The 24768-nt window shown below is 75.7% G+C and carries 24 protein-coding genes; 14 read left to right on the forward strand and 10 right to left on the reverse strand.

Going from position 1 to position 24768, the window contains the following annotated elements:
• Window position 1: 1 nt before the first annotated feature.
• Both WJX68_RS17175 and WJX68_RS17180 read right to left on the reverse strand, forming a co-directional pair.
• The gene (locus tag WJX68_RS17175) at window positions 2–790 is read right to left on the reverse strand and encodes a potassium channel family protein (RefSeq protein ID WP_340292092.1); all 789 of its coding nucleotides are present in this window, start codon (window positions 788–790) and stop codon (window positions 2–4) included.
• A gap of 199 nt (window positions 791–989) precedes the next feature.
• A complete protein-coding gene (locus WJX68_RS17180) occupies window positions 990–2210 on the reverse strand; it encodes an FAD-binding oxidoreductase (protein WP_340292094.1) in 1221 nt (406 codons plus the stop codon).
• A gap of 71 nt (window positions 2211–2281) precedes the next feature.
• Here WJX68_RS17180 and WJX68_RS17185 point away from each other — a divergent pair, with 71 nt between their 5' ends.
• A complete protein-coding gene (locus tag WJX68_RS17185) occupies window positions 2282–3172 on the forward strand; it encodes a LysR family transcriptional regulator (RefSeq protein WP_340292096.1) in 891 nt (296 codons plus the stop codon).
• Window positions 3173–3177: 5 nt separating this feature from the next.
• Here WJX68_RS17185 and WJX68_RS17190 read toward each other — a convergent pair whose 3' ends face one another.
• Complete coding sequence (locus tag WJX68_RS17190; RefSeq protein ID WP_340292098.1) at window positions 3178–3975, reverse strand: hypothetical protein; 798 nt, start codon at window positions 3973–3975, stop codon at window positions 3178–3180.
• A gap of 143 nt (window positions 3976–4118) precedes the next feature.
• On the opposite strand from WJX68_RS17190, the gene WJX68_RS17195 reads away from it, so the two are divergent.
• The 3 genes from WJX68_RS17195 (at window position 4119) to WJX68_RS17205 (ending at window position 6859) form a co-directional block, all read left to right on the forward strand.
• Window positions 4119–4967 carry a DUF3097 domain-containing protein gene (locus tag WJX68_RS17195; protein WP_340292100.1) on the forward strand — a complete coding sequence of 283 codons (849 nt, stop codon included), beginning with the start codon at window positions 4119–4121 and terminating at the stop codon, window positions 4965–4967.
• 136 nt (window positions 4968–5103) lie between these two features.
• Window positions 5104–5553, forward strand: coding sequence for an NfeD family protein (locus tag WJX68_RS17200; RefSeq protein ID WP_340292102.1), 450 nt, complete (start codon window positions 5104–5106; stop codon window positions 5551–5553).
• Between the two features lie 88 nt (window positions 5554–5641).
• Window positions 5642–6859 carry an SPFH domain-containing protein gene (locus WJX68_RS17205; RefSeq protein ID WP_340292104.1) on the forward strand — a complete coding sequence of 406 codons (1218 nt, stop codon included), beginning with the start codon at window positions 5642–5644 and terminating at the stop codon, window positions 6857–6859.
• Window positions 6860–6935: 76 nt separating this feature from the next.
• Here WJX68_RS17205 and WJX68_RS17210 read toward each other — a convergent pair whose 3' ends face one another.
• From WJX68_RS17210 to WJX68_RS17230, 5 genes are all read right to left on the reverse strand, one after another.
• Entirely contained in the window at window positions 6936–7676 is a 741-nt protein-coding gene (locus tag WJX68_RS17210) for an energy-coupling factor ABC transporter ATP-binding protein (RefSeq protein ID WP_340292105.1), read from the reverse strand.
• On the reverse strand, window positions 7673–8437 hold the full coding sequence (cbiQ, locus tag WJX68_RS17215) for a cobalt ECF transporter T component CbiQ (RefSeq protein WP_340292107.1): 765 nt from the start codon (window positions 8435–8437) through the stop codon (window positions 7673–7675). The genes WJX68_RS17210 and cbiQ overlap by 4 nt, the downstream gene beginning before the upstream one ends.
• A complete protein-coding gene (locus tag WJX68_RS17220) occupies window positions 8437–8787 on the reverse strand; it encodes a PDGLE domain-containing protein (protein ID WP_340292109.1) in 351 nt (116 codons plus the stop codon). Before WJX68_RS17220 ends, cbiQ begins: the two co-directional genes overlap by 1 nt.
• Window positions 8784–9497 (reverse strand): energy-coupling factor ABC transporter permease, encoded by a 714-nt coding sequence (locus WJX68_RS17225; protein WP_340292111.1) that lies wholly within the window; start codon window positions 9495–9497, stop codon window positions 8784–8786. Before WJX68_RS17225 ends, WJX68_RS17220 begins: the two co-directional genes overlap by 4 nt.
• Window positions 9498–9662: 165 nt before the next feature.
• Complete coding sequence (locus WJX68_RS17230; RefSeq protein ID WP_340292113.1) at window positions 9663–10544, reverse strand: glycosyltransferase family 2 protein; 882 nt, start codon at window positions 10542–10544, stop codon at window positions 9663–9665.
• A 623-nt stretch (window positions 10545–11167) separates the two neighbouring features.
• Between WJX68_RS17230 and WJX68_RS17235 the strand changes: the two genes are divergently transcribed.
• The 5 genes from WJX68_RS17235 (at window position 11168) to WJX68_RS17255 (ending at window position 16651) form a co-directional block, all read left to right on the forward strand.
• Entirely contained in the window at window positions 11168–12205 is a 1038-nt protein-coding gene (locus WJX68_RS17235; protein ID WP_340292115.1) for a glycosyltransferase family 2 protein, read from the forward strand.
• Window positions 12206–12356: 151 nt separating this feature from the next.
• On the forward strand, window positions 12357–12680 hold the full coding sequence (locus WJX68_RS17240) for a hypothetical protein (protein WP_340292117.1): 324 nt from the start codon (window positions 12357–12359) through the stop codon (window positions 12678–12680).
• Between the two features lie 106 nt (window positions 12681–12786).
• Window positions 12787–14247, forward strand: coding sequence for a lipopolysaccharide biosynthesis protein (locus WJX68_RS17245; RefSeq protein ID WP_340292119.1), 1461 nt, complete (start codon window positions 12787–12789; stop codon window positions 14245–14247).
• The gene (locus tag WJX68_RS17250) at window positions 14244–16313 is read left to right on the forward strand and encodes a hypothetical protein (RefSeq protein ID WP_340292121.1); all 2070 of its coding nucleotides are present in this window, start codon (window positions 14244–14246) and stop codon (window positions 16311–16313) included. The genes WJX68_RS17245 and WJX68_RS17250 overlap by 4 nt, the downstream gene beginning before the upstream one ends.
• Window positions 16310–16651, forward strand: a complete 342-nt coding sequence (locus WJX68_RS17255) for a hypothetical protein (RefSeq protein WP_340292123.1) — start codon at window positions 16310–16312, stop codon at window positions 16649–16651. Before WJX68_RS17250 ends, WJX68_RS17255 begins: the two co-directional genes overlap by 4 nt.
• Before the next feature lie 63 nt (window positions 16652–16714).
• Here the strand turns inward: WJX68_RS17255 and WJX68_RS17260 are convergent, their stop codons facing one another.
• Window positions 16715–18187: an NAD-dependent succinate-semialdehyde dehydrogenase gene (locus WJX68_RS17260; RefSeq protein WP_340292125.1), complete on the reverse strand. Its 1473-nt coding sequence runs from the start codon at window positions 18185–18187 to the stop codon at window positions 16715–16717.
• Between the two features lie 73 nt (window positions 18188–18260).
• Between WJX68_RS17260 and WJX68_RS17265 the strand changes: the two genes are divergently transcribed.
• Window positions 18261–19445 (forward strand): acyl-CoA dehydrogenase family protein, encoded by a 1185-nt coding sequence (locus WJX68_RS17265; RefSeq protein ID WP_340292127.1) that lies wholly within the window; start codon window positions 18261–18263, stop codon window positions 19443–19445.
• Window positions 19445–20494: an acyl-CoA dehydrogenase family protein gene (locus tag WJX68_RS17270; RefSeq protein WP_340292129.1), complete on the forward strand. Its 1050-nt coding sequence runs from the start codon at window positions 19445–19447 to the stop codon at window positions 20492–20494. The genes WJX68_RS17265 and WJX68_RS17270 overlap by 1 nt, the downstream gene beginning before the upstream one ends.
• Before the next feature lie 7 nt (window positions 20495–20501).
• Here WJX68_RS17270 and WJX68_RS17275 read toward each other — a convergent pair whose 3' ends face one another.
• Complete coding sequence (locus tag WJX68_RS17275; RefSeq protein WP_340292131.1) at window positions 20502–20975, reverse strand: pyridoxamine 5'-phosphate oxidase family protein; 474 nt, start codon at window positions 20973–20975, stop codon at window positions 20502–20504.
• Between the two features lie 81 nt (window positions 20976–21056).
• Here WJX68_RS17275 and WJX68_RS17280 point away from each other — a divergent pair, with 81 nt between their 5' ends.
• The 3 genes from WJX68_RS17280 to WJX68_RS17290 all read left to right on the forward strand — a co-directional run bounded on the left by WJX68_RS17280 (window position 21057) and on the right by WJX68_RS17290 (window position 24743).
• Window positions 21057–22217: a type III PLP-dependent enzyme domain-containing protein gene (locus WJX68_RS17280; RefSeq protein WP_340292133.1), complete on the forward strand. Its 1161-nt coding sequence runs from the start codon at window positions 21057–21059 to the stop codon at window positions 22215–22217.
• A 29-nt stretch (window positions 22218–22246) separates the two neighbouring features.
• Window positions 22247–23581, forward strand: coding sequence for an adenosylmethionine decarboxylase (speD, locus tag WJX68_RS17285; RefSeq protein ID WP_340292135.1), 1335 nt, complete (start codon window positions 22247–22249; stop codon window positions 23579–23581).
• 184 nt (window positions 23582–23765) lie between these two features.
• Window positions 23766–24743 (forward strand): SGNH/GDSL hydrolase family protein, encoded by a 978-nt coding sequence (locus WJX68_RS17290; protein ID WP_340292137.1) that lies wholly within the window; start codon window positions 23766–23768, stop codon window positions 24741–24743.
• Window positions 24744–24768: the final 25 nt, after the last annotated feature.

Below are 24768 nucleotides of genomic sequence, written 5' to 3' on the forward strand. Positions count from 1 at the left end.
CCTAGTCGCGCGGGCGCCCGGGGCCGGGCTCCAGCTCGTCGAGCCGGGCCCGCAGCCGTCGCATCTCGGTCAGCAGCTCGACCCACGTCTGCGGGTCGGGGGCGCCGGGGGCCGCGGCGCGCTCCTCGCGGGCGGCCCGGGCCCGTGACTGCTCGATCTGCTCGGTGAACCAGCTCGCGATCGTCGCCGTGACCGTGCCCAGCACGGCGATCCCGGCGAGCATCAGCCCGGCCGCGACGAGCCGTCCCTCCAGCGTGACCGGGTAGCGGTCGCCGTAGCCGACGGTGGTGATCGTCGTCAGGACCCACCACAGGGCGTCGCCGAAGGTCGTGATCGTGGCGTCGGGGGCGTCGCGCTCGGCCTCGTAGACGCCGAGGGCGGCCACGAAGCCGAGCAGCGTCACCGTCACCACCAGGTAGCTGCTGACCCGCCCGCGCAGGTCGTCGCGCAGGGTCCGGGTCAGCACCGACACCGCGCCGACCAGCCGGACCAGGCGCAGGAACCGCAGGAACGGCGCCAGCACGACCAGCAGGTCCAGCGGGTTGTCCAGGACGAAGCGCCGCCGGTCGCGGGCCAGCCACAGCCGCACCGCCACGTCGGCGACGAACACCGCCCACAGCACCCAGAGCACCGTCTCCAGTCCCTGCCACAGCGGCGACCCGGGCCGCGTGAGCAGCACCTCGCAGGCGTAGAGGACCAGGAACCCGGCCGAGAGCACCGTGAGCGGGACGTCGGTGCGGGCCTCCCACGCCCGCAGGCGCGGCTCCGGGTACGCGGCGGCGGGCGTCATGGGTCGAGAGCCTACGAGCCGGTGACCTGCGCGGACAGCGGTCGGGTCGGGGCCGGCGGGCGGACGGCGGCGCGCCGTCGCGCTCGAGCCCGGCGCGGGCCGCCGGATCGGTGTGGCGACGGTGAGGACCCACGTCCCGGCCACCGCGGACCCGGACGACCGGGCGCAGCCGGCGCCGCCGGTCGACGACGCCGGGGGATCACCGCCGGTGGGAGACCGCGCGCGGCGGCCCGTAGCGGAACGACGGATGCCCCGCCCCGGCGGCGGCGCGCCCGGCGAACCCGTCGAGGAGCCCGTCGACCGCGGCCCACGCCCGGTCGGCGCCGACGGTGCCGTCGCCGTCGCCGTCGCCGTCGAACGGGGCGAGGACGTTCACCAGGAACGCCGCGTCCCGGCCGCGGACGGTGTCGGCGACGGCCGGTGCCCGCCCGGCCGCGCCGCCCAGGTGCCGGATCCCGGTGACGGCCATCGGCCCGGTCCGCGCCGCGACCGCGTCCAGCCCGGCCGGGTCCAGGGACCCGACCAGGACGTCGTCGCCCAGGTAGGCGTGCGGGAAGTCCGGCTCGGCGTACACCCGGGCGGTGTCGCGCGGGTCCAGCGGCCCGACGGTGTCGTCGTCCCAGGCGACGGCGGCGCGCAGCGGGGCGAGCAGCGCGTCGGTGCCGGCCCCCGCGGTGCTGACGACACCCACCCGCAGCACCCGCCGTCCGCGCAGGTGGGCGGGCAGGAACGGGGCGTCGGGGTAGGGCACGACCGACACCCCGGACGTGACGGCTCCGGGCAGGTCCGCGGTCCACGCCGCCCAGGCGTGCAGGGCGGCGGGGTCACCGGGGGCGTCGGACGGGCCGAGCACCCGCACCAGCCCGCCGCCGACGAGCCCGGCCGCGGGCAGCAGCCCGACCTCGACGGCGGTGACGACCTCGCCGGGCTCCGGCCCGGTGCCGCGCAGCCGGGCGAAGGCCGCGGGGTCCGACCCCGCGGTGACCCGGCGCGGCCCGCCGCCGTCGACGAGCTCGACGGCGCGCACGTGGTCGGCCGCCCAGCCGTCGGTACGCGCCGTGAGGCCGAGCCCGCCGCCGGCGAGGTAGCCGACGACCCCGACCGACGGGGCGCTGCCCGAGGGCGGGCGCAGGCCGTGCGGTGCGGCCGCGGCGGTGACGTCGGCCCAGGTCGCGCCGGCCCCGGCGCGGACGGTGGCGGTGCGCGGGTCGACCGCGACAGCGTCCATCGCCGCGGTGTCGAGCAGCAGGCCCCCGCGGCACGGGCGGCACAGGCCGTGGCCCGTGGAGTGCACGGTGACCTCCAGGCCGTCGCGGCGGGCGAGGGCCAGGGCGGCGGCGACGTCGCCGGGCCCGGTGGCGGCGATGACGACGGTGGGGGCGTGGACCAGTCCGGTCTGGAAGCTGCGCGTGGTGGTCATGGCACCGAGCCTGCGCCGCCCGCCGCCATAAGTCGAAGACCTGGTTCGTCTACCGGCTAGCATCGCTGCTTATGGAGCTGCGTCAGCTGCGCTACCTCGTGGCCGCCGTCGACGAGGGGACCGTGACCGCGGCCGCGGCCGCGCTGCACGTCGCGCAGCCGGGGGTCAGCGCGCAGCTGCGGCAGCTGGAACGCGAGCTGGGCGCGACCCTGCTCGAGCGCGGGCCGAGGTCGGTCACACCGACCGAGGTCGGCCGGGCGGTGCTGGAGCACGCGCGGGCCGCGCTGGCCTCCGTCGACGCCGCGCGCGACGCCGTCGCGGCGCTGAACGGGCTGCTGCGCGGGCGGGTCGCGGTCGGCATGGCGACCTCGCTGCCGGACACGGTCCTGGCCGACCCGGTCGGCGACTTCGCCGCCGGGCACCCGCAGCTGGAGGTCGTGCTGCGCGAGGGCACCACCGACGAGCTCGTCGACGCGCTGCGCAGCGGGGGGCTCGACGTCGCCGTCGCCGGGTTCCCCACCGGCCCGCCCGACGGCCTGTCGGGACGGGTGCTCGTCGAGTCCGCGCTGGTCGCGGCCGTCGCGCCCGACGACGAGTTCGCCGGTCGCGCGGCCCTCCCGCTGGCCGAGCTGGTCACCCGGCCGCTGATCTGCCTGCCGCGCGGGCACGGGCTGCGCACCGCGCTGGACGCGGCGCTGGCCGCGCACGGGCTCACCGGCCGGGTCGGGTTCGAGTCCGGTGCCATGACCCTGCTGCTGCGCCTGGCGGCCCGCGGGGCCGGCGTCGCGGTCGTGCCGGAGCCCGCGTTCGGTGCGGCCGGGGTGCGGGCGCTGGAGCGACCGCCGGTTGCGGTGCCGCTCGACCCGGAGGTCCGCACCCGGCTGTACCTGGTGTGGCGCGGCGGGGGACCGTCCGGACCGGCCGCGCGGGCCCTGCTGGCGGCCCTGCTGCAGCGGGTCTGAGCCGCTCAGGTGCGGGGGACCGACACCAGCACCCGTACGGCCTCGGCGACCGCGGCCCGCCGGGCCACCCGCACGGCGGCCGCGATCGGCCGCAGCGCGTCGGAGCGGGCGATCGCCGCCGACGCCGACAGCGCCCCGCCGGGCTCGTCACCGGACGCGGCGGACAGGATCGCGTCCACCTCGTCGGCCTGCTGCAGCACCCGCAGCGCCTGCGGCGGCATCCCGCCGGGCCACAACGCCTGCGGCCGGCGCCGCAGCGACGCGGCGATCTCCTCGCGCACCCCCGGCCGGTGCCGGGCGACGCCGAGGTCGGTCAGGGCGGCGGCCGCGGCGCGGACCTGACCGCGCAGCTCCCGTTCGGCCTCGTTGAGGGCCACGTACTCCGGCACCGGGCCGGGGTCGGGCACCGCGTACACCGTCCAGCGCACGACGCCCTCGGCGACCGGTGAGGGGACGACGCCGAACCCGGCGTCGGGGAACAGCACGCCCTCGCCCGCGGTGATCGCGGCGTCGGAGAACGGGCCGGGGCCGGGCAGCCCCCGGACGTCGCCGGGAGCGGGCAGCACGAGCCGGGCCTGGCCGCGCGGTGACCCGCGCCGCACCGCGGCGAGCAGCATCGCCGTCGAGGTCGGTGCGGCCGCCGGGCCGGGCAGCCCGGTCACGCCGACGGCGGCGCCGTCGGCGGCCAGCACGTCGTGCGCCTCCGACCACGGGGCGAGCGCGTCGAGGACGTCGTCGGGGGCGGCGGACCCGGCCAGCCAGGCCGAGGCCCACACGGCCAGGGTCGCGGAGGCACAGGACACGGCGGTCAGGTTAACGGCCACCCGTCCGCCACACACCCGGCACGCGGGTGACGCACCGCGATCGGCGACGCGCTCAGCGTGACCACGATCGGGTGGGCGTGTCGTGCCCCGGTCACCACCGGGCACCGGCGGATACTCCGGGCATGAGCCGGACCCACGACTACCGCGGTCTGTTCGACGGCGCCGGGACCCGCGCCGCGCGGCCCAGCCGGGTCGCCGAGGTCCCCGCCGAGCCGGGGCTCGTGGTCGAGGACCCGGCCAGCGGCTTCTGCGGCGCGGTCGTCACCGTCACCGCGTCGGACGTGACGCTGGAGGACCGCTTCGGCGGCCGGCGGATCTTCCCGCTGCGCCCGGCCGCCTTCCTGCACGAGGGCCGCCCGGCCACGCTGGTCCGCCCGCAGGCCGCCCCGGCCGGGCGCCGGCTCTCCGCATCCGGGTCGGTGCACGTCGCCAACCTGCAGGCACGCACCGCGCGGGCCGCCCGGATCTGGGTCGAGGGCCTGCACGACGCGACGCTCGTCGAGCAGGTGTGGGGCCACGACCTGCGCGTCGAGGGCATCGTGGTGGAGCCGCTGCACGGCGTCGACGACCTCGCCGCCGCCGTCCGCGACTTCGACCCGGGCCCGCACCGCCGCCTGGGCATCCTCGTGGACCACCTGGTCGAGGGGACCAAGGAGACCCGCCAGGCCCGCGAGGCCTACCGCGCCACCCGCGCCGCGCAGCAGCACGTGCTCGTGACCGGCCACCCCTACGTCGACGTGTGGCAGGCGGTGAAGCCGTCGGTGGTCGGCATCCGGGAGTGGCCGACGATCCCGCGCGGCACCGACTGGAAGACCGGCGTCTGTGCCGCCCTGCGGTGGGGCGAGCCCGCCGACGGGGCCCGCCGCGTGCTCGGCGCGGTCCGCAGCTACCGCGACCTGGAGACGCCGATGATCGGTGCGGTGGAGCGCCTCATCGACTTCGTCACCGCGGTGGAGGACCCCGCGCCCTGACTGCGCCGCAGCAGGTCCGGACGCCCCGGCACGTTCCGGACACACCCGTCCCCGGTCGGTAACGATCTGGTCGAGCGGGGTGGACCTTCCCGGCGAATCCCCGTCGGGGAATCGGACATTCTGGCACCCTGGTGCCATGGATCCGGCTCTGATCTGGCTGCTGATCGGTCTCGTGCTGATCGGCAGCGAGGTCGTGTCCGGGGAGCTGTTCCTCGTCATGCTCGGTGGCGGTGCGCTCGCCGCGGCGGCCGGGGCCGCGCTCGGCCTGACGCTGCTGCCGGCGGCCGGGGTGTTCGCCGTCGTCTCGGTCCTGCTGCTGCTCGCGGTGCGCCCGGTCGCCAAGCGGCGGCTGCAGGAGCACATGGGCAGCCTGGAACGCCACCAGGACCGCTTCGTCGGCGCGACGGCCGAGGTCGTGCAGCGCGTCGACGGCGAACGCGGCCGGGTGCGGATCGGGCGCGAGGTCTGGTCGGCCAGGTCCATGGACGGGCTGGAGGTCCTCGAGGAGGGCGCCACCGTCACGATCCTGCAGGTGACCGGGGCGGCGGTGCTCGTCACCGGTCGGGGGGAACTGCCGCCGGCCTGACCGGACTCGGACAGGTCGGCGAACCGCCCCGGGACGGCCCGGGGCGCACACGGCGCCGGTGACCCCGGCGCTCGGCGAGGGGAGAGCAATGGACGCCGGTCTCATCATCGGGATCGTCCTGCTCGTGCTGGTGGTGACGATCGTCGTGAAGTCGATCGTGATCGTCCCGCAGGAGTGGGCGTACATCATCGAGCGGCTCGGCCGCTACCACAGCACCCGGGAGGGCGGCCCCGCCATCCTGGTGCCGTTCGTGGACCGCACCCGCGAGCGGGTCGACCTGCGCGAGCAGGTCGTGTCCTTCCCGCCGCAGCCGGTCATCACCCAGGACAACCTGACCGTCAACATCGACACGGTCGTCTACTTCAAGGTCAACGACGCGAAGTCCGCGGTGTACGAGATCGCGAACTACATCGCCGGTGTCGAGCAGATCACCACCACGACGCTGCGCAACGTGGTCGGCGGCATGACCCTGGAGCAGACGCTCACCTCCCGCGACCGGATCAACACGATGCTGCGCGGTGAGCTCGACGAGGCCACCGAGCGGTGGGGCATCCGCGTCGCCCGCGTCGAGATCAAGGCCATCGACCCGCCGCCCTCGATCCAGGAGTCGATGGAGCGGCAGATGAAGGCCGACCGCGAGAAGCGGGCGATGATCCTCAACGCGGAGGGGCAGCGGGAGTCGGCCATCCGCAGCGCCGAGGGCCAGAAGCAGTCCCAGATCCTCACCGCGGAGGGCGCCAAGCAGGCCGCGATCCTCGGCGCCGAGGCCGAGCGGCAGTCGGAGATCCTGCGGGCGCAGGGCCGCCGGGCGGCCGCGTACCTGGAGGCCCAGGGCGAGGCGAAGGCGATCGAGAAGAAGTTCGCCGCGATCAAGGCCGGCCGGCCCACGCCGGAGCTGCTCGCCTACGAGTACCTGCAGACGCTGCCGGAGATGGCCCAGGGCGAGGCCAGCAAGATGTGGGTCGTCCCGAGCGACTTCGGCAAGGCCCTGGAGGGCTTCACCCGGATGCTGGGCGCCCCGGGCGAGGACGGGGTGTTCCGCTACACCCCGAGCCCGGACGACGGTGCCGTCTCCCGTCCGACCGACGACGACGAGTCGGTGAAGGACTGGTTCGACACCTCCACCGACCCGGAGATCGCCCGCCAGGTCGCCGAGGCCACCGCCGCGGCGCAGAAGGAGGTGCCGCCGGTGGGGGAGCGCCCCGCGGTCAACGGCGACGCCGCACCGCAGCAGCTCGAGACGTCCCGGCAGGTCCCGGGCCTGGGCACCACCCCGCAGCCCAACGGGCAGGAGCAGCGCGGCTGAGCCGCACGACCCTCCGCGACGGCGGCCGGTCCCGACCCCGGGGCCGGCCGCCGTCGGCGTCCGGTGCCGGGACGGTTCAGGCCAGGACGAAGCCGTAGGGGAGCTCCAGGCGGTGCCGCGACAGCAGGTCGTCGTCGGCGAGCAGCTCGCGGGTCGCCCCGTCGGCGACGACCGTGCCGCCGTCGAGCACGACGCTGCGCGGGCACAGCTGCAGGGCGTAGGGCAGGTCGTGGGTGACCATCAGCATCGTCCGGTCCAGCCCGAGCAGCACCTGCGCCAGCTCCCGGCGCGCCACCGGGTCCAGGTTCGACGACGGCTCGTCGAGGACCAGGATCTCCGGGTCGCACGCCAGCACCGTGGCCAGCGCGACCCGGCGCCGCTGCCCGCCCGACAGGTGCAGCGGGGAGCGGTCGGCGAAGCCCGCCATGCCGACGGCGTCCAGCGCGTCGCGGACGCGGTCGCGCAGGGCGGCGCCGCGCAGCCCGAAGTTCGCCGGACCGAACGCGACGTCCTCGGCGACTGTCGGCATGAACAGCTGGTCGTCGGGGTCCTGGAAGACGATCCCGACGCGGCGCCGGATCTCGCGCAGGTTCTCCTTCGCCACCGGCAGGCCGCCGACCTCGACCGACCCCTCGCCTCCGGTGAGGATGCCGTTGAGGTGCAGGACCAGCGTCGTCTTGCCGGCCCCGTTGGGGCCGAGCAGTGCGACCCGCTCGCCGGGGGCGAGTGTGAGGTCGACGCCGAACAGGGCCTGGTGCCCGTCGGGGTAGGCGAACGCGAGGTCGGTGCAGCGCAGGGACGGCGCCGGCGTGCTCATGCCACGATCCAACCCGACCCCGCCAGCAGCAGCGCGACGGCGGCCGCGGACAGCCCGGCCAGCCACTGCCGCGACGTCGTCGGGGCGTCACCGGAGGGCGGCATGGCCCCGGTCCAGCCGCGCGACAGCATCGCCAGGTGGACCCGCTCGCCGCGCTCGTAGGAGCGCACGAACAGCGAGCCGACCCCGCGTGCGGTGGCCCCGGCCTGCCACAGGAAGCGCGGGTCGTGGCCGCGGGAGATCCGCGACAGCCGCATCCGGCGGGCCTCGCCGGCGATGACGTCGGCGTAGCGCAGCATCAGGGTCGCGATCGTGGTGACCAGCGCGGGGGCGTGCAGGCGCTGCAGCCCGACGAGCAGGTCGCGCATCGGCGTGGTCGCGGCCAGCGTGAGCGAGGTCAGCACGCCCAGCGTGCCCTTGACCAGGATGTTCCAGGCGCCGAGCAGCCCGGGCTCGGACAGGGTGAGCCCGAGCCAGTCCAGGGTCGGGGCCGGTCCGGTGAACGGCAGCAGCACGGCCAGGACGACGAACGGCAGCTCGATCACCGAGCGGCGCAGGATCCAGCCGATCCGGATGCCGGCGAGCAGCCACACCGCGGCGAGCAGCAGCGCGTAGCCGCCGAACACCGCGAACGCCTCGCGCGGGGTGGCGACCACGCACACCACGACCAGGAACGCCGAGACGATCTTGACCTCGGGCGGGAGGCGGTGGACGGGGGACTCGCGGTGCAGGTACAGCGGGTGGGAGTGCCCGGCCCCCATCAGCCGTCCCGGCGGCGCAGCAGCAGGAACACCCCGCCCGCGACGACGACGGTGACCAGCACCCCGGCGACGCCCGCGACCCCGGTGGTGCCCTCGGCGCCTCCGACGGCGTACCCGGCGAGCGGCCCGGAGCTCATGGCGTGGTCGGTCTCGTTGCGGGCGATGCAGGTGCCCTGCAGCTCCTCCTCGCCGCCGGCGCCGGTCACCGCGGTGCACCCGTTGCGCGCGACGGTGTCGAGCCCGTCGGGGTCGGGGGAGGCCAGGTAGGACACCAGGCCGGCCACGAGCAGCGAGACGATCAGGAACCCGGCGAAGAACAGCAGCGGACGGCGGCGGGTGGAGGTGCTCACCGGACGATCCCCTCGGTCGCGGAACGGCGGGCCAGCGGGGTGCCGGTCCCCCTGAGCAGGTACACCAGGTCGGGCCGCGCGGCGGCGACGGCGCCGACGGTGGCCGCGGTGATGACGCCCTCGCCGATCCCGATGAGCACGTGCAGCCCGCCCATCAGGGCGAACACGGTGCCGGTCGTGGCGCCGCCCGCGCCGCCGATCGCGTACTCCAGGACGAAGCCCATCGCGGCGATGACGGTGTTGACCAGCGCGGACACGAACGCGACGGCGACCAGCCCGCCCTTCGAGCGCACCGCGAGCCGGCGCAGCGACCGGGCCACGAGCCAGCCGACGAGCACACCGATCACGGCCATGTTCGTGATGTTCAGCCCGAGCGCGGTGATGCCGCCGTCGGCGAAGAGCAGGGCCTGCACGACCAGCACGATGGAGATCGAGACGATCCCCACCCAGGGACCGACGAGGATCGCGACCAGCGCCCCGCCCAGCAGGTGCCCGCTGGCGCCCGGCAGGATCGGGAAGTTGATCATCTGGACGGCGAAGACGAACGCCGTGACCAGCCCGGCCATCGGTGCGGTCCGGTCGTCGAGGTCGGCGCGGGCGCGCACCAGCGCGACCGCGAGCGCGACCCCCGCCACGACGGCGAACAGCAGCGCCGTCGGACCGTTCACCAGCCCGTCGCTCATGTGCATGGCGACCGCGTGCGTGTGCATCACGCCCCCTCGACCCGGATCACGTCCGGCCGCCACCCGGCCGGGTGAGGGAATTCAACGCGAGTGGCGTGCTGCCGCCAAGAGCTGGCAGCAGAAACCGGACCGCATGTCGTGAATGTCCGGAAGATCCCCGTCCGATCGGGCAGCCGTGGCCCGGCCGGTGGGTCAGCGGGCCTCGGCGGCCTCGGCCTCGTCGCGCTCGGCGAGCAGCTTGTCGTCCTTGCGGGCGGCGATGCGGGAGACCGTGAACAGCGCCTTGCGCCGGGCGCGGCCCAGCGGCAGCGCCAGCCGGCCGATCCGCACGTCGATGGGGCGCACGTCGAACACCCCGGAGTCGCCCAGCTCGTCGAACAGCAGCTGCTGCTCGTCGGAGATCTGCTGCTCGAACTCCGCGGAGACCGAGCCGCGGGCGATCCGGAAGGCGGCCAGCGTCTCGGGGACGCCGAGGAAGTCGCCGTACTGCAGCAGGCGCATCCAGAGGTCGAGGTCCATGATGAAGCGCCGCTCGGGCCGCCAGCCACCCGCGGTCACGAACTGCTCGCGGCGGAACAGCACGTTGCCCGGCTCGCCGATCGGGTTGGCGCCGTTGCGGATCACCCGGCGCGCGACCTCGCTGCCCGAGTGCAGCCCGACCAGGCCGCCGCCCAGGCCGCGGCGCGGCACGATGACCCGGCTCTGCTCGTCGATCATGTGCCGGCGCGAGGCGACGACCGACAGCGACGGGTCGTCGCGCATCGGCGGCACCTGCAGCTCCAGGCAGCGCGGGTGGAGCAGGTCGTCGGCGCACACCAGCTTCACCAGCGGCGCGCGGCACAGCTCGACGGCACGGTTCCAGTTGTCGCCCTGGGGCAGGGTCTGGCGGTTGCGCTCGACCCGGATCCGCGGGTCGCGGAACGAGGTCGCGATCTCCCAGCTGGCGTCGGAGCTGTCGTTCTCCAGCAGGACGAGCTCGAAGTCCCGCCAGGTCTGCTCCAGCACGCTGCGGATGGTCTCGGCGAGGTAGGCCTCGCCGTTGTAGACCGGGATGCAGACGGACACGCTGGGCACAAAGCCGCCGGGCCTCATCGGGTACCTCGCAGGGACGGATCGGATCGGACGTCGGATCGGACACCGCCGGAGCGGGCGGCGCCCCACGCTACCCGCCCGCCACACGGGCGTGGTCGGCGGCGCGGACCATCGGGGGACGGTCGCGACGATCCGGACGGAACGGATACGGACGGTGACGGCCGGCCGTTCCCGGGGCCGCTCGCCGCCCGATGATCACCGCTCGTCGGGCGACCCCCGGGCGTGCAGCGGGCGGGAGGGGTGGGACGGGCGGGCGGGCGGTCCCGCACCGCGGGGGCCGCGGCGGCGTCCGTACTATCCGACGGGTGTCCACGTGACCGTCCCGGACCACGGGGGCGGACCGCGGAACGGGAGTCCGGCGACGGGTCACCCGTACGGGTGACGCCCTCTGCGGTGCGGGTCACGTAACGCGAGCGACGGCGGCGGAGATATGCCGAATGACCCCCGTTGTGGGGTAACGGGATCGGTCGTCGTCGGCTCCGTCGGCACGACCGGACACGTACTGCTCGCCGAACCGCGCGCCAGGACCGATCGAATCGGGGGAGAGACCGGTGAACAAGCGCCCTGAGCACGGACCACGACGTCCGAGCCGACCGAGGGTGTCGGTGATCGTGCCGACCCGCAACGAGGCCCGGAACCTCGAGGTGGTCCTGCCGGCCATCGCCGCGGTACGGCCCGCCGTGCACGAGGTGATCGTCGTCGACGGCGACTCCAAGGACGGCACCGTCGAGACCGCCCGCCGCGTCCTGCCGGGCGTGCGCATCGTCCGCCAGACCCGCAAGGGCAAGGGCAACGCGATGGCCTGCGGCTTCGCCGCGGCCGAGGGCGACGTCGTCGTCATGTTCGACGCCGACGGCTCCGCCGACCCGCAGGAGATCCCGCGGTTCGTGCAGGCGCTGCTCGAGGGCGCCGACTTCGCCAAGGGCAGCCGGTTCACCAAGGGGGGCGGCAGCGACGACATCACGCTGCTGCGCAAGGGTGGCAACGCCGGTCTGAACCTGATCGCGAACACGCTGTTCGGCACCCGCTACAGCGACCTCTGCTACGGCTACAACGCCTTCTGGGCCGACATCCTGCCGCTGCTGGAGCTCCCGGCCGTCGACATGCCCCCGCACCCGGACGGCGGGATGTACTGGGGCGACGGCTTCGAGATCGAGACCGTGCTGAACTGCCGCGTCGCCGCCGCCGGGCTCGCCATCACCGAGGTCCCCTCGGTGGAGAAGGAGCGCATGTTCGGCGAGACGAACCTGCGGACCTTCGCCGACGGCACCCGCGTGCTGCGGACCCTGGCCGCCGAGCGGCGCCGCGCCGGTCGCGACGACCGGCCCGCCGTCGCCGGCCCGGCCGCCGTCGTGCCGCCGGCCGGGCACCCGGCCACGCCGGCCGTCCCGCCGGTCCCGCCCGCCCCGGAGCGCCCGCGCCCGACGCCGCGCCCCGCGCACGGCGACGCGCCGACCCTGCCGCCGCACCGCCCGCAGCAGCCGGCGCGCCCCGCCACGCCGCCGGTCCCGCCGGTGTCGCAGCCCGTGGCGCCGCAGGCCCCGCGCGAGTCCGTCGGCGCGGACCGCGGCTCCGACCGCGAGGGGACCGGCCGTCCCGAGCGGACCGGCGTGCGGTACGCATGGGGGGAAGAGGCGTCCTGACGCCCCCGGCCGGCTCCGGCCGGTCCCGCCCCCACCGGCGCGGCGCCCCGCGGGCGCCCCGTGCCGGCCGACCACCGAGACAGAGGAGTGAGCCGCGGTGAGCGTGCAGTCCGCAGCAGAGCTGACCCGGGCGAGGACCGCGCGACGGTACGTGGCGATCCTCCTCGTGGTCGCCGGCGTCATCGCCTGCGGGATGAACCTCGCCGGGATCAGCGGTGGCGCCCTGGGCGAGTTCCGCCTGCTGGTCACCATCGGCTTCCTGCTGCTCGGTCCGGGCTGGGCCGCGGCGGGCTTCCTGCGCCGCGCGCCCGCCGCGCACGTGTGGCTGCTGACCCTCGGGGTCGGCACCGCCGTCACGCTCATCGGCGGCCAGCTCATGGTCAGCCTCGGCCTCTGGTACCCGGGCGTCGCCCTGTTCGTCGTCACGCTCCTGTCGGTCCCGTTCCTGCTGCGCCACGCGGTGGTCGCCCAGTGAGCGGGACGCGCCGGTGAGGCCGGTCGGGCCGGCGCGCACCCGCGACGGAGCGGCTGCGCCGGGGCCCGGCCCGACCCCGCCCGACGCCACCCGGGCGACGCCCGCGGTGGACGTCGACGCCCCGACCCAGCGCCTCGCCGCCGCGCACGCCCGCGTGCGCTCGCGACACAACGCCGAGCAGCACACCGAGTTCCTCCCGGTGATCGGGCTGCGCGGACCGGGGGAGACCCCTCCGCCGCCCGCGGACCCGCCGCCCGGCGGCGGTGACGGCGGCGCCGGCGGTGACGGCGGCGGCCACGACCGCAACGGCGGCATCGGCGACGGCATCGCGCTGACCCTGTGCTCGGGCTTCGGCTCGGTCGCCGGGCTGCTCGGCGTGCTGATCGCGACCCGGATCATGCCGCAGGAGGAGGTCGGGCGGGCCTCGGAGTTCGTCTCGGCGTTCCAGCTCATCGGCGGGGTCGCGCAGCTGAACCTGGGTCTGGCGCTCATGCGCTGGCTGCCCGGCGCCGGCCGGCGCTCGGTGCGGCTGACCTTCGGTGCGCTGTTGCTGATCATGCCGCTGTCCGGCCTGATCGGCCTGGTCTACGGCTCGCTCGTGCCCCGGGTCGCCGAGGCGGCCGGGGGCGGCTCGTTCGGGCTCGGCCTGCTGGTGCTGGTGCTGACCTGCGCCGGGTGGGGCGTGTTCGTCGTCCACGACTTCGTGATGGTCGCCATCGGGCGGCCGTGGGTCGCGGTGTGGCGCAACGGCACGTTCGCGGTCACCCGGATCGTGCTGCTGCTCGCGCTGGGCGGCTGGCTCGCCTCCGAGGCGCTGGTGCTGTCCTGGGCGATCCCGGTCGTGCTGTGGGTCGCCGCGGGCACCGTCGTGCTGTGGTTCATGGTGCGCCGCTACGCCCGGTCCGGCGGCCCGGGGACGCTGCCGTCGCGCCCGGAGATGATCGCGTTCCTGGCGCCGACGGCGCTGGCGCAGTGCGGCAACGCGCTGCTCTACAACCAGGTGCCGCTGTTCGCGAACTTCCGGATGGGCAACGAGGTCGGCGCGGTCTTCTTCATCTGCTGGCAGGCGGTCACCGTCATCGACCTGGCGGCGACGTTCTTCACGAACTCGCTGGCCGTGCAGACCGCCCGCGAGCCGCACCGCGCCGAGGAGTTCGCCCGCACCGCGCGGCGCCGGATGCTGATCCTGTTCGTCCCGGCCCTCGCGCTGGGCGCCGCGCTGGGCTACCCGGTGCTGTCGCTGCTCGGCGAGGGCTACGCCCCCGGCGCCCCCGCGCTGGCCGTGCTGATGGTCGGACTGCTGTTCCGGCTCGTCGTCGTCTTCGAGCTCGCCCGCCGCCAGGCCGACGGCGACGGCATGGGCTACGCGAAGATCCAGCTGCTCAACACCGGTCTGGTCGTGGCCTTCGCGGGCCTCGTCCCGCTGCCGGACCCCGGTACCGCGTCGGTCAGCATGATGATGCTGCCGGTCGTGCTCGGCTACGTCGGCGCGCAGCTCCTCTGCGCGCTGGCACTCAGATTCGTCCCGGCGTGGAACCGCCGGACCACCCCGGAGGTGAAGTCGTGACGTCGGAGACCCGCCGGACGGGCGGCCCCGACCCGTCGACCCGCGACCGCCGCCGCGGCGAGGAGCCCGCCGTGGCCCGGACCCGCGTCGCGGAGGAGAGCGCGAGCGAGCGGACCCAGTTCGTGACCCCGCCGGGTCCGGACTCGCCGACCACGGCGGTGCGCGGCCCGGTGCCGCGCCCCGCAGGCGACGGACCGCCGCCCCCGCCACCCGCGCCGGAGACCTCCGAGCCGCTGTCGCCGCTGTGGGTGTGGGGCGCCCCGGCGCTCGCCGTCCTCGCGGTGCTGCTGCTGCCGATCGCGGCCGCGACCACCGACCTCACCGACCTCGGCGGCTGGGGCCTGGCGCCCGCGCTGAGCCCGTTCGCGTGGGTCGCGCTGCTGCTCGCCATCGGCGCCTGCGTCGTCGAGCTCTGGTCGCGCCGCCCGCGCATCCCGATGCTGGGCGCGGCGACCGGCGTGCTGCTGCTGTGCTCCACCGGGCTCCCCTCGGTCGTGCAGCCGCAGGCCCGGTTCACCACCGCCTGGCTGATCTCCGGCTTCGTCGACGCCGTGTCGGTCAACAACGGCGTCCCGCCCACCGGTGTCGACGCGCGGTTCTACTGGCCCGCGTTCTTCGCCCAGTGGGCCTGGATCCGCGACGCGGCCGGCGCCGACCAGCTGGACACGATCCTGCGCTGGTACCCGCCCGCCGTCACCGCGGTCTGGGCGATCGGCGTCTACGCGCTGGCCCGCTCGATGCTCGGGGGCACCCGCGCGCCGTGGGTCGCGGCCTGGCTGTTCATCGGCCTGAACTGGATCGAGCAGGACTACTTCTCCCCGCAGGCGACGGCGATCGTGCTGCTGCTGACGGTGCTGACCTTCGCGCTCGGCCCGCTGGCGACCCGCCGGGTCGACAACGCGGGCGTCCCCGGCTGGCCGCGGGCGCACCGCGGCTCCCCGCCGCTGCCGCGCTGGCGGCGCTGGCTGGTCAGCGCGCTCACCCCGCCGAACAGCCCGACGCTGCCCGCCCGCCAGCTGCTGCTCATCTACTTCTGCGCGGCGCTGTGCGTCATCGCCGTCGCCCCGGCCCACCAGCTGACCCCGTTCGCGATCATCGGCCAGCTCGTGGTGCTCGCGGTCGTGGGCCGCTTCCGCGGGCGCGGCCTCGTGATCGTCGCCGTCGCGGCCGTGACGGTGTTCGTGCTGATCGGTGCCCGCGACTTCTGGATGAACCAGATCAGCATGATCATCGGCAGCGGCGACGACGGCAGCGCCCTGCAGGCCGGTGTGGCCGACCGCTTCCAGGGCGACCTGGGCCAGCTCGTCGGCAAGGGCTTCCGGGCCGGCATGACCGCGATGATCTACCTCATCGGGTTCGCCGGGGCCTGGGTGTACTGGAAGCGCCGCCGCGACCTCGTGCCGATCCTGCTCGCCGTCATCCCGATGGGGATGGCCGCGGTGCAGAGCTACGGCGGCGAGCTGTTCCTGCGGATCCTGCTGTTCGGCCTGCCGATCCTGACGATCCTCGCGGTCGACGCGCTGCGTGCGTTCGCGCGGGTGGACCGCCGCCGCGAGCGCCTGCTCGCCGCCGGCATGGTCGTCGTGTTCGGGCTGCTGGTGTTCATCCGCGGCGGCAACGACGCCTACCAGGACGTCACGACCGAGGACGTCCAGATGACCCGCAAGGCCTACGACGAGGCGCCCCCCGGCGCCACGGTGCAGCCGCTGTCGACGGTCGGCCCGTACGCCCTGGAGGGTGTCGGCGAGAACAACAACATGGCCTCCGGCGGGCAGGGCTGCTCGGTGCTCGCGGCGGACCCGTTCCGCTGCATCGACCAGGTCCAGCCGCAGACGATCCTGTTCTACCCGGCGATCGAGAAGCAGGGCGTCGTGCTCAACGACCGCGCGCCGAACTGGACGATCGACATCCGCAACCAGCTGATCGCCTCCGGCCAGTACCGCGCGACCTACGAGAACGGCTTCAACGCCATCCTCGTGCGCAACGAGCCGCTGCCGGCCCCGGCCGTGCCGGCTCCGGACACCGCGCCCGCCCCGGCGGCCGGTGGGGAGGTGGCCAACCCGTGAACGGATTCGTCCTGACCTGGCTGACGTTCGGCCTGATGCTCGCCGTGTTCGGGGCACGGGCGTGGGTCGTGGAGACCAACCGGGGCCGCCTGGCCACCGGCGGATCCGCCCAGCGCGGGCTCACCCTGGCCGCCGCCGGGTCGGTGCTGCTGGTGGTCGTGATGCTGACCCTCAACGGCGGCATCGAGCTCGTGCAGCTCGTGTCCGGCGGCCAGACCGACGTCACCGCCCCGGCGGAGCCGCTGCCCGGCCAGGACCCGGCCGTCCCGGTCGCCCCGGCCGGTGGGCAGCCCGCCGCCCCGGCGGCACCCGCGGCCCCGGCGGCGCCGGCGAACTGACCCGCGACACGACCGAGCCCCGGCGCCGTCGGCGCCGGGGCTCGTCGCGTCCCGCGGGGCGGGTCAGCCGGAGTAGCCGATCGCCACGTACTTGGTCTCGAGGAACTCGTCGATGCCGACCATGCCGCCCTCACGGCCCAGGCCGGACTCCTTGACCCCGCCGAAGGGGGCCGCCGGGTTCGACACCAGGCCGGTGTTGAGCCCGATCATGCCGCTCTCGAGGTTCTCCGCGATGTGCAGGGCCCGGTTCAGGTCACGCGTGTAGACGTAGTTGACCAGGCCGAACTCGGTCGCGTTGGCCGCGTCGAGCGCCTCGTCGGCGGTGTCGACGACGGTGATCGGGGCGACCGGCCCGAAGATCTCCTCGTGGTTGAGCCGGGAGTCCGCCGGGACGTCGGTGAGCACGGTCGGCGGGTAGAAGTAGCCCGGGCCGTCCTGGGCCGTGCCGCCGATGGCGACGGTCGCGCCGTTGGCCACGGCGTCGGCGACCAGGTCGGTCACCTTGTCCCGGCCCTTGGCGTCGATCAGCGGGCCGACGTTCACGCCCTCCTCGGTGCCGCGGCCGACCTTGAGCGCGCCCATCCGCTCGGCGAGCTTGCGGGTGAACTCCTCGGCGACGCCGCGCTGCACGTAGAAGCGGTTCGCCGCGGTGCACGCCTCGCCCATGTTGCGCATCTTGGCGACCATGGCGCCCTCGACGGCGGCGTCGACGTCGGCGTCGTCGAGCACGACGAACGAGGCGTTGCCGCCCAGCTCCAGCGACGAGCGCATGACCTTGTCCGCGGCCTGGCCCAGCAGGAGCTTGCCGACCGGGGTGGAACCGGTGAAGGACATCTTGCGGGCGCGGCCGTCCCGCAGGATAGGCTCCATCACCGCGCCGGCGTCGGTGGCGTTGATGACGTTGAGCGCGCCGTCGGGCAGGCCGGCATCGGCCAGGACCTGCGCGAACGCCAGCATGGTCAGCGGAGTCTGCGGGGCCGGCTTGATCACCGACGCGCAGCCGGCGGCGACCGCCGGGGCGATCTTGCGGGTCCCCATGGCGAGGGGGAAGTTCCACGGCGTGACGAACACGCAGACCCCGACCGGCTGGCGGATCGTGAGGAAGCGGGTCTGGCCGTTGGGCGCGACCTGGTAGCCGCCGTCGATGCGCACGGCCTCCTCGGAGAACCAGCGCAGGAACTCCGAGGCGTAGACGACCTCGCCCCTGGCCTCGGCGACGGGCTTGCCCATCTCCATGGTCATCAGCAGGGCCAGGTCGTCGATCCGCTCGTGGAGCAGGTCGTAGGCGCGGCGCAGGATCTCGCTGCGCTCGCGCGGGGGCATCGCGGCGATCGTCGGCTGCGCGGCGTGCGCGGCGGCGAGGGCGTCCATGCCGTCGGCGGGGGTGGCGTCGGCGACCTCGGTCAGCACCTGACCGGTGGCCGGGTCCTCCACCTTCGCGGTCGCGCCGTTCTCCGCCTGCCGCCACTTCCCGCCGATGAACAGGCCGGTGGGGACGGCATCCAGCACCCTGCGCTCGTCAGCATTGGTGGTCATGGTCGGAACGTACCCCGGTGAGTCGTCCCATAGACACCGGCGCCGTGCCCGCGGCCTGGGTCATGATGAGCCCGTGGCAGCTGCATCGACGACGAGACTGCCGGAGCTGGTCCCCGATCCCGTCGAGCTCCCCGAGGAGCTCGCGGGCCTGCGGTCCGAGGTCCGGTCCTTCCTGGACGACGAGCGCGCGGCCGGGCGCTGGACCCCCCGCGCGGACGTGTGGCTCTCCGGCTGGGACGAGGACTTCTCCCGGCGCCTGGGTGAGCGCGGCTGGCTGGGGATGACCGTCCCGGTCGAGTACGGCGGCCACGGCCGCACCGCGCTGGAGCGCTACGTGGTCACCGAGGAGCTGCTCGCGGCCGGCGCGCCGGTCGCCGCGCACTGGATCGCCGACCGCCAGATCGGGCCGTCGCTGCTGCGGCACGGCACCGAGGAGCAGCGCCGCGCGTTCCTGCCCGGCATCGCCCGCGGAGAGGTGTACTTCGGCATCGGCATGTCCGAGCCGGACTCGGGCTCGGACCTGGCGTCGGTCCGGACCCGCGCGACCCGCGTCGACGGCGGGTGGCGGCTGTCGGGCACCAAGGTCTGGACGTCCGGGGCGCACCACGCGCACGCGTTCTTCGCGCTGGTGCGCACCGAGCCCCGCGACGAGTCGAACCGGCACGCGGGCCTGTCGCAGTTCCTGGTCGAGCTGGACTCGCCCGGTGTGGAGATCCGCCCGATCCCGCTGCTCACCGGGGCGCACCACTTCAACGAGGTCCGCTTCGACGACGTGTTCATCCCGGACTCGCGGGTGTTCGGCGAGCTCGGCAACGGCTGGGCCCAGGTCACCGGGGAGCTGGCGTTCGAGCGGTCCGGTCCGGAGCGGTTCCTGTCGACCTACCCGCTGCTCGCGTCGCTGGTCGGGGAGCTGACCGCGGCCGGCGACGTCGACGCGGGGACTCGCCGGCGGATCGGTTCGCTGGTGTCGCGGCTGTGGACGCTGCGCTCGATGTCGCTGGCCGTCGCCGGGGCGCTGCAGTCCGGCCGGGCCCCCGAGCTGGCCGCCGCGCTGGTCAAGGACCTCGGCACTCGCTACGAGAACGAGATCGTCGACGCCGCCCGGCTGCTGGTGGACGTCCCGCCGGACCCCGGTGCGGAGTCCGGCTTCGCCCGCCTGCTCGCCGACGCCGTGCTGCACGCGCCCGGGTTCACCCTGCGCGGCGGCACCAACGAGGTCCTGCGCGGCATCGTCGCGCGGGGGATGGGACTGCGCTGATGGCCCGCAACGCCGAGCTCGCCGAGCTGGCCGAGTCGATCTTCGCCGACTCCTGGGACGTGGCCGCGGCCGGACTGGACCGGGCCGCCTGGAAGGCCTGCGACGAGGCCGGCCTGACCACGCTGACCGCGCCGGACACCGGCGGCTCCCTCGACGACGCCGCGGTGCTGCTCGAGGCGGCCGGGGCGTGGGCGGCGCGGGTGCCGCTGGCCGAGACCGACCTGCTCGCCGGGTGGCTGGCCCGCGCGGCCGGGCTGGACGTGCCGGACGGGCCGCTCGCCGTCGTGGTCACCGGCCCGACTGGCGACCCGCGGCCCGCGGGGACACCGGGGGGCACCGTGACCGGCGACGGCGCGACCGTCACCGCGGACCTCGTGCGGGTGCCGTGGGGGCGGGCGCTGTCGGCCGTCGTCGTCCTCGACGGCGGACGGGTGCTCGTGCTCGACGCCGGCGCCGCGACCGTCACCGAGGGCGCGAACCTGGCCGAGGAGCCGCGCGACGGGCTCCGCCTCGACGCGGTGACCCCGCTCGCCACCGGGGCCGCCCCGCCCGGCGCGGCGCAGGAGCTCGTCCTGCGCGCGGCGCTGGCCCGCGCCCTGCTGCTCGCCGGTGCCGCCCGCGGCGCACTGGCCCGCTCGATCGCCTACGCCGGTGAGCGCAACCAGTTCGGCCGGGCCATCGGCCGCTTCCAGGCGGTGCAGCAGATGCTCGCCGAGGCCGGCTCGGAGGTCGCCGCGGCGTCGGCGGCGTCGGCGGCGGCCACCGCGACCGCGCAGCGCGAGGGCTTCGCGGCCCCGGCGGCGGCGTTCGCCGTCGCCGCGGCCAAGGCCCGCTGCTCGGAGGCCGCGGGTGCCGTCGCGCGGATCGCGCACCAGGTGCACGGGGCGATCGGGTTCACCCGCGAGCACGCGCTGCGCCTGACCACCACCCGGCTCTGGGCCTGGCGCGACGAGGACGGCGACGAGGCGTTCTGGAACGACCGTGTCGGCGCCGCCGCCCTGGACGCCGGCGCCGACGGGCTGTGGCCGCTGGTGACCGGGCGGCCCTGACCCGGGCTCAGCCCGTGGGGATCTTGCGGAAGTCCCAGCTGGTGATCTTCTCCGGGCGCAGCCGCAGCCAGGCGTGCCGGCCGTCGATCACCACGTGGCCGCCGGTGTAGCGGTCCGCGAAGGCCTGCTCGACCCGGTCGAGCTCCGGGTGCGGCTCGCCGGTGCGGGGCACCTCGCCGACGACCTGCACCGAGCCGCGCAGCTCCACGCCGCGCAGCTCGGTGTAGTCGTGCCCGGCGTCGACGACGACGGCGATCCGCGGGTCCCGCTCGAGGTCGGTCCAGCGCTGCGAGCGCGCCAGCGAGGTCAGCCACAGCGCGCCGTCGGCGCCGTCCCAGACGTACCAGAGCGGGGTGGCGTGCGGGCCGCCCGCGCCGTTGGTGGCGACCCGGCAGGTCCGCTCGGACTCCAGGAACGTCGTGACCTCGTCGGGGGTCATGGCGATCTTCCGGGCGCGGCGTTGCGGCTTCGGTGCGGTCATGGTCGTGAACCTAACCTCCGCACCGGCGGGCGGGCGGGGGTGATCCCGGCCCCCGCGGACACGCCGGGCACGATCGTGGCCGTGCTGTCGCCCGGACTGGAGAAGCTGCTCGCCACCGACCGGCCCACGCCGTACCTGGCGCTGGACCCGCAGGTCGTACGGGAGCGCTACCGCGCACTGACCGCGGCGTTCGGCGACGCCCGGGTCCTCTACGCCGTCAAGGCCTGCCCGGAGCCCGCGGTGCTGCGGGCGCTGGTGTCCTGCGGCGCCGGGTTCGACGTCGCCTCCCAGGCCGAGATCGACCTGTGCCTGGCGGCCGGGGCCGACCCGGCGCTGCTGCAGCACGGCAACCCGGTCCGGGGCCCCGGCGCGGCGGCCCGCGCCGCGGCGGCCGGGGTCACCCGGTTCGTCACCGACAGCGCCGAGGACGTCGACGCGCTGGCCGCCGAGGTCCCCGGCGCCCGGGTCCAGGTGCGGCTCTCGGTCGACGACACGGGCTCGGCCACCCCCTTCCACGGCAAGTTCGGGGCGCTGCCCGGCGAGGCCGTCGCGCTGCTGCGCCGGGTCGCCGCGTCGGGGCTGCGCGCGGCCGGGGTGACCTTCCACGCGGGCTCGCAGCAGTCCCGTCCCGGCACCTACGCCGCGGCGGTCGCCGTCGCGCTGCGGGTGGCCGGGGCCGGCGGGCTGCGCCGTCCCGAGCTGGACCTCGGCGGCGGGTGGCCGGTCGCCTACCGGGCCGCCGTCCCGCCGCCGGCGGACTACGCGGCCGCGGTGCGCGCCGCCGTCGCCGGCGCGGTCGCGGCCGGCGACGTCGACGGCGCGACGCTGCTGCTGGAGCCGGGCCGGGCGCTGGCCGCGCCGGCCGGGGTGCTGCGCGCCCGGGTGCTGCGGGTCTCGCGGCGGCCGGGCATCGACCACCGCCGCTGGGTCTACCTCGACGTGGGCCGCTACCAGGGGCTCGCCGAGACCGAGGGGGAGGCCATCGGCTACCCGGTGCGCGTCCCGGGCCGCGACGGCCCGTGCGGCCCGGTCGTGCTCGCCGGCCCGACCTGTGACGGCGACGACGTCGTCTACCGGCGCACCCCGGTCGCGCTGCCGCTGGACCTGGCCGCCGGCGACGTCGTCGACCTGCTCACCGCGGGCGCCTACACCTCCAGCTACGCCTCGGTCGCGTTCAACGGGTTCGGACCGCTGCGGGTGGTCCTCCCCCAGGAGGGGGCGTCGGGCGGCCTTCCCGGTTAACGTGGGCCCACGTGTCATCCGTACCCTCCATGACCCCGCCGACCCCGACGCCCGCGCCGGCCCCGCCCACCGGGGCCGCCGGCGAGCTCCATCCGGCCCTGGCCCACGCCGGGTCGGGGACCCCGGCGCTGCCCAGCACGTCCAGCCCGGTCGGGCGGCACGTGCTCGCCGAGCTCGGCGGGATCGCCCCCGACGTCCTCGACGACTGCGAGCAGCTGCGCGGCGACCTCACCGCCGCGCTGACCGGGGCCGGCGCGCAGGTCCGCCAGGTCGTGGTCGAGCGGTTCGAGCCGCAGGGCGCGACGGTCGTCGCGGTGCTGGCCGAGTCGCACGCCTCGATCCACACCTGGCCCGAGCACGGCGGCATGCACGTCGACGTGTTCACCTGCGGGGACAGCGCCGACCCGGTCGACGCCGTGCACCGCCTCGCCGAGCGCGTCGGCGCCGGCGACACCGCGCTGCAGGTCGTCGACCGCGGCGGTGCCCCGCGCACGGTCACCGAGCCGATCTCGCCCGGCCTGACCCGGCGCTGGGAGCTCGGCCGGGTGCACCACGTCGCGCACACCGGCTTCCAGAAGGTCGTCGTCGCCGACACCGCGCACGGCGTGACCCTGTTCTGCGACGACGAGCGCCAGTCCACCGAGCACACCCAGCTCACCTACCACGAGGCGCTGGTGTGGCCGGGCGCGCTGCTGGCCCGCGAGCTGGACCGGGTCCTGATCGTCGGGTCGTCGGAGGGGGTGGCCTCGGAGATGGCCGTCGCCGCGGGGGCGACCCGGGTCGACCACGTCGACATCGACGCCGAGGCCGTGCGGATCTGCGCCGAGCACCTGCCCTACGGCTACACCCCCGAGACCCTGGCCGCTGCCGAGCGCGGCGACGGCCCGGTGCACCTGACCTACGGCGACGGCCGCCGGTTCGTCCTGGACTCCGGGGAGCACTGGGACCTCGTGGTCGTCGACCTGCCCGACGAGCGCCCCGACGAGCCCGAGGCCCAGATCAACCGCCTCTACGAGGAGGAGTTCGTCCGGGCCTGCGCGCAGCGCCTGACCCCGGGCGGGGTGCTGGTGTTCCAGGCCGGCAGCCCCGCCGTGTGGCGCGACGCGACCCTGCGCTCGGCCTGGCAGCGCTTCGCCGCGGTGTTCGGCGAGACCGGCGGGCGCGGGGTCTACATCGGCTGCGAGGAGCACGAGTGGGCCTTCCTCGCCGGGGTCCGCGAGCCGATGGCCGACCCGGGCGGGGTCGCCGCGGCCCGCCTGGCGTCGATGCCGTCGCGCCCGGAGCTGTGGGACGAGACCGCGCTGCGCCACCGGCTGGTCGCGCCGCTGTCGCTGCGCCGCCTCACCGACGCGCCGGCCGGCTGAGCGCCCCCGTGACGGGCCCGGGGCGACCCGGGCCCGTCACGTGCGCCGATCGGGGCGTAACCGGCCGTGACGATGATCGTTGGGCGGGGCAGGACCGGCGCGTGCGCGCCGGAGACGTCCCCGACCGGAGGTCCGAGAGCTCGTGCGCCGTCCCCGTCCGTCCCGGTGGCTCGCCGTGGCGTCCATGACCCTGCTGACCTCCGCGGGCATGAGCGCCCTCGCGCCCGCGCAGGCCGAGGCCCCGACGACGTTCGCCGAGACGACGCTGTCGGCCCGCAACCTCGACACCCCGCCGGTCGGGCGGTTCGTGGCCCTCGGCGACTCCTACGCCGCCGGCCCGCTGATCCCGGTGCAGCACGGCCAGCCGGCCGGCTGCCTGCGCTCGGACGCCAACTACCCGTCGGTGCTGGCCCGCTCGGCCGGCATCGGCGCGTTCACCGACGTGTCCTGCAGCGGCGCGACCACCGAGGACATGACCGCGCCGCAGGACGTGCAGCTCGGCCCGAACCCGCCGCAGCTCGACGGCCTCGACGGCTCGGAGTCGCTGGTCACGCTCACCATCGGCGGCAACGACATCGGCTTCTCCGGGATCATCTCCGAGTGCGTGAAGCGCTCGTCGGCGAACCTGCTCGGCGCGGCCTGCAAGGACTTCTACACCGCGGGCGGGGAGGACCAGCTCGCCGCGCGCATCGACGACACCGCACCGAAGGTGGCCGACGTGCTGGAGGGCATCCGCGACCGGTCCCCGGCCGCGCGGGTCGCCGTCGTCGGGTACCCGTCGATCCTCCCGGACACCGGTCCGGGCTGCTACCCGGTCATCCCGTTCAGCGCCGGGGACACCGCCTACCTGCGCGAGACCGAGAAGAAGCTCAACGCGATGCTGGCCGACCAGGCGCGCGAGGCGGGTGTCGACTTCGTCGACACCTACACCCCGACCATCGGTCACGACGCCTGCACCCTGCCCGGCGTGAAGTGGGTCGAGGGCCTCGTCCCGACCTCGCCGGCCGCGCCGGTCCACCCGAACGCCCAGGGCATGCGCGCCATGGCCGCGGCCGCCGGTGACGTCCTGGGCATCGGCGTGGCCCGCCCGGTGTCGCAGCCGGTCCCGGGCGCGACCAACCCGGTGCCGACCGGGGTGCTCCCGCCGCGCGCCGCGAACTGACCCGCCGCGCGTCGCCGACGGTGCG

Source organism: Pseudonocardia spirodelae (genome assembly GCF_037727765.1).
GTDB classification, from domain to species: Bacteria; Actinomycetota; Actinomycetes; order Mycobacteriales; family Pseudonocardiaceae; genus Pseudonocardia; species Pseudonocardia spirodelae.

Bases quoted from the DNA above. Each gene is read 5' to 3' on its own strand.
- WJX68_RS17175 (WP_340292092.1), bottom strand. From the start codon at position 790: ATGACGCCCGCCGCCGCGTACCCGGAGCCGCGCCTGCGGGCGTGGGAG.
- WJX68_RS17180 (WP_340292094.1), bottom strand. From the start codon at position 2,210: ATGACCACCACGCGCAGCTTCCAGACCGGACTGGTCCACGCCCCCACC.
- WJX68_RS17185 (WP_340292096.1), top strand. From the start codon at position 2,282: ATGGAGCTGCGTCAGCTGCGCTACCTCGTGGCCGCCGTCGACGAGGGG.
- WJX68_RS17195 (WP_340292100.1), top strand. From the start codon at position 4,119: ATGAGCCGGACCCACGACTACCGCGGTCTGTTCGACGGCGCCGGGACC.
- WJX68_RS17200 (WP_340292102.1), top strand. From the start codon at position 5,104: ATGGATCCGGCTCTGATCTGGCTGCTGATCGGTCTCGTGCTGATCGGC.
- WJX68_RS17205 (WP_340292104.1), top strand. From the start codon at position 5,642: ATGGACGCCGGTCTCATCATCGGGATCGTCCTGCTCGTGCTGGTGGTG.
- WJX68_RS17210 (WP_340292105.1), bottom strand. From the start codon at position 7,676: ATGAGCACGCCGGCGCCGTCCCTGCGCTGCACCGACCTCGCGTTCGCC.
- cbiQ (WP_340292107.1), bottom strand. From the start codon at position 8,437: ATGGGGGCCGGGCACTCCCACCCGCTGTACCTGCACCGCGAGTCCCCC.
- WJX68_RS17225 (WP_340292111.1), bottom strand. From the start codon at position 9,497: ATGCACACGCACGCGGTCGCCATGCACATGAGCGACGGGCTGGTGAAC.
- WJX68_RS17260 (WP_340292125.1), bottom strand. From the start codon at position 18,187: ATGACCACCAATGCTGACGAGCGCAGGGTGCTGGATGCCGTCCCCACC.
- WJX68_RS17270 (WP_340292129.1), top strand. From the start codon at position 19,445: ATGGCCCGCAACGCCGAGCTCGCCGAGCTGGCCGAGTCGATCTTCGCC.
- WJX68_RS17275 (WP_340292131.1), bottom strand. From the start codon at position 20,975: ATGACCGCACCGAAGCCGCAACGCCGCGCCCGGAAGATCGCCATGACC.
- speD (WP_340292135.1), top strand. From the start codon at position 22,247: ATGACCCCGCCGACCCCGACGCCCGCGCCGGCCCCGCCCACCGGGGCC.
- WJX68_RS17290 (WP_340292137.1), top strand. From the start codon at position 23,766: ATGACCCTGCTGACCTCCGCGGGCATGAGCGCCCTCGCGCCCGCGCAG.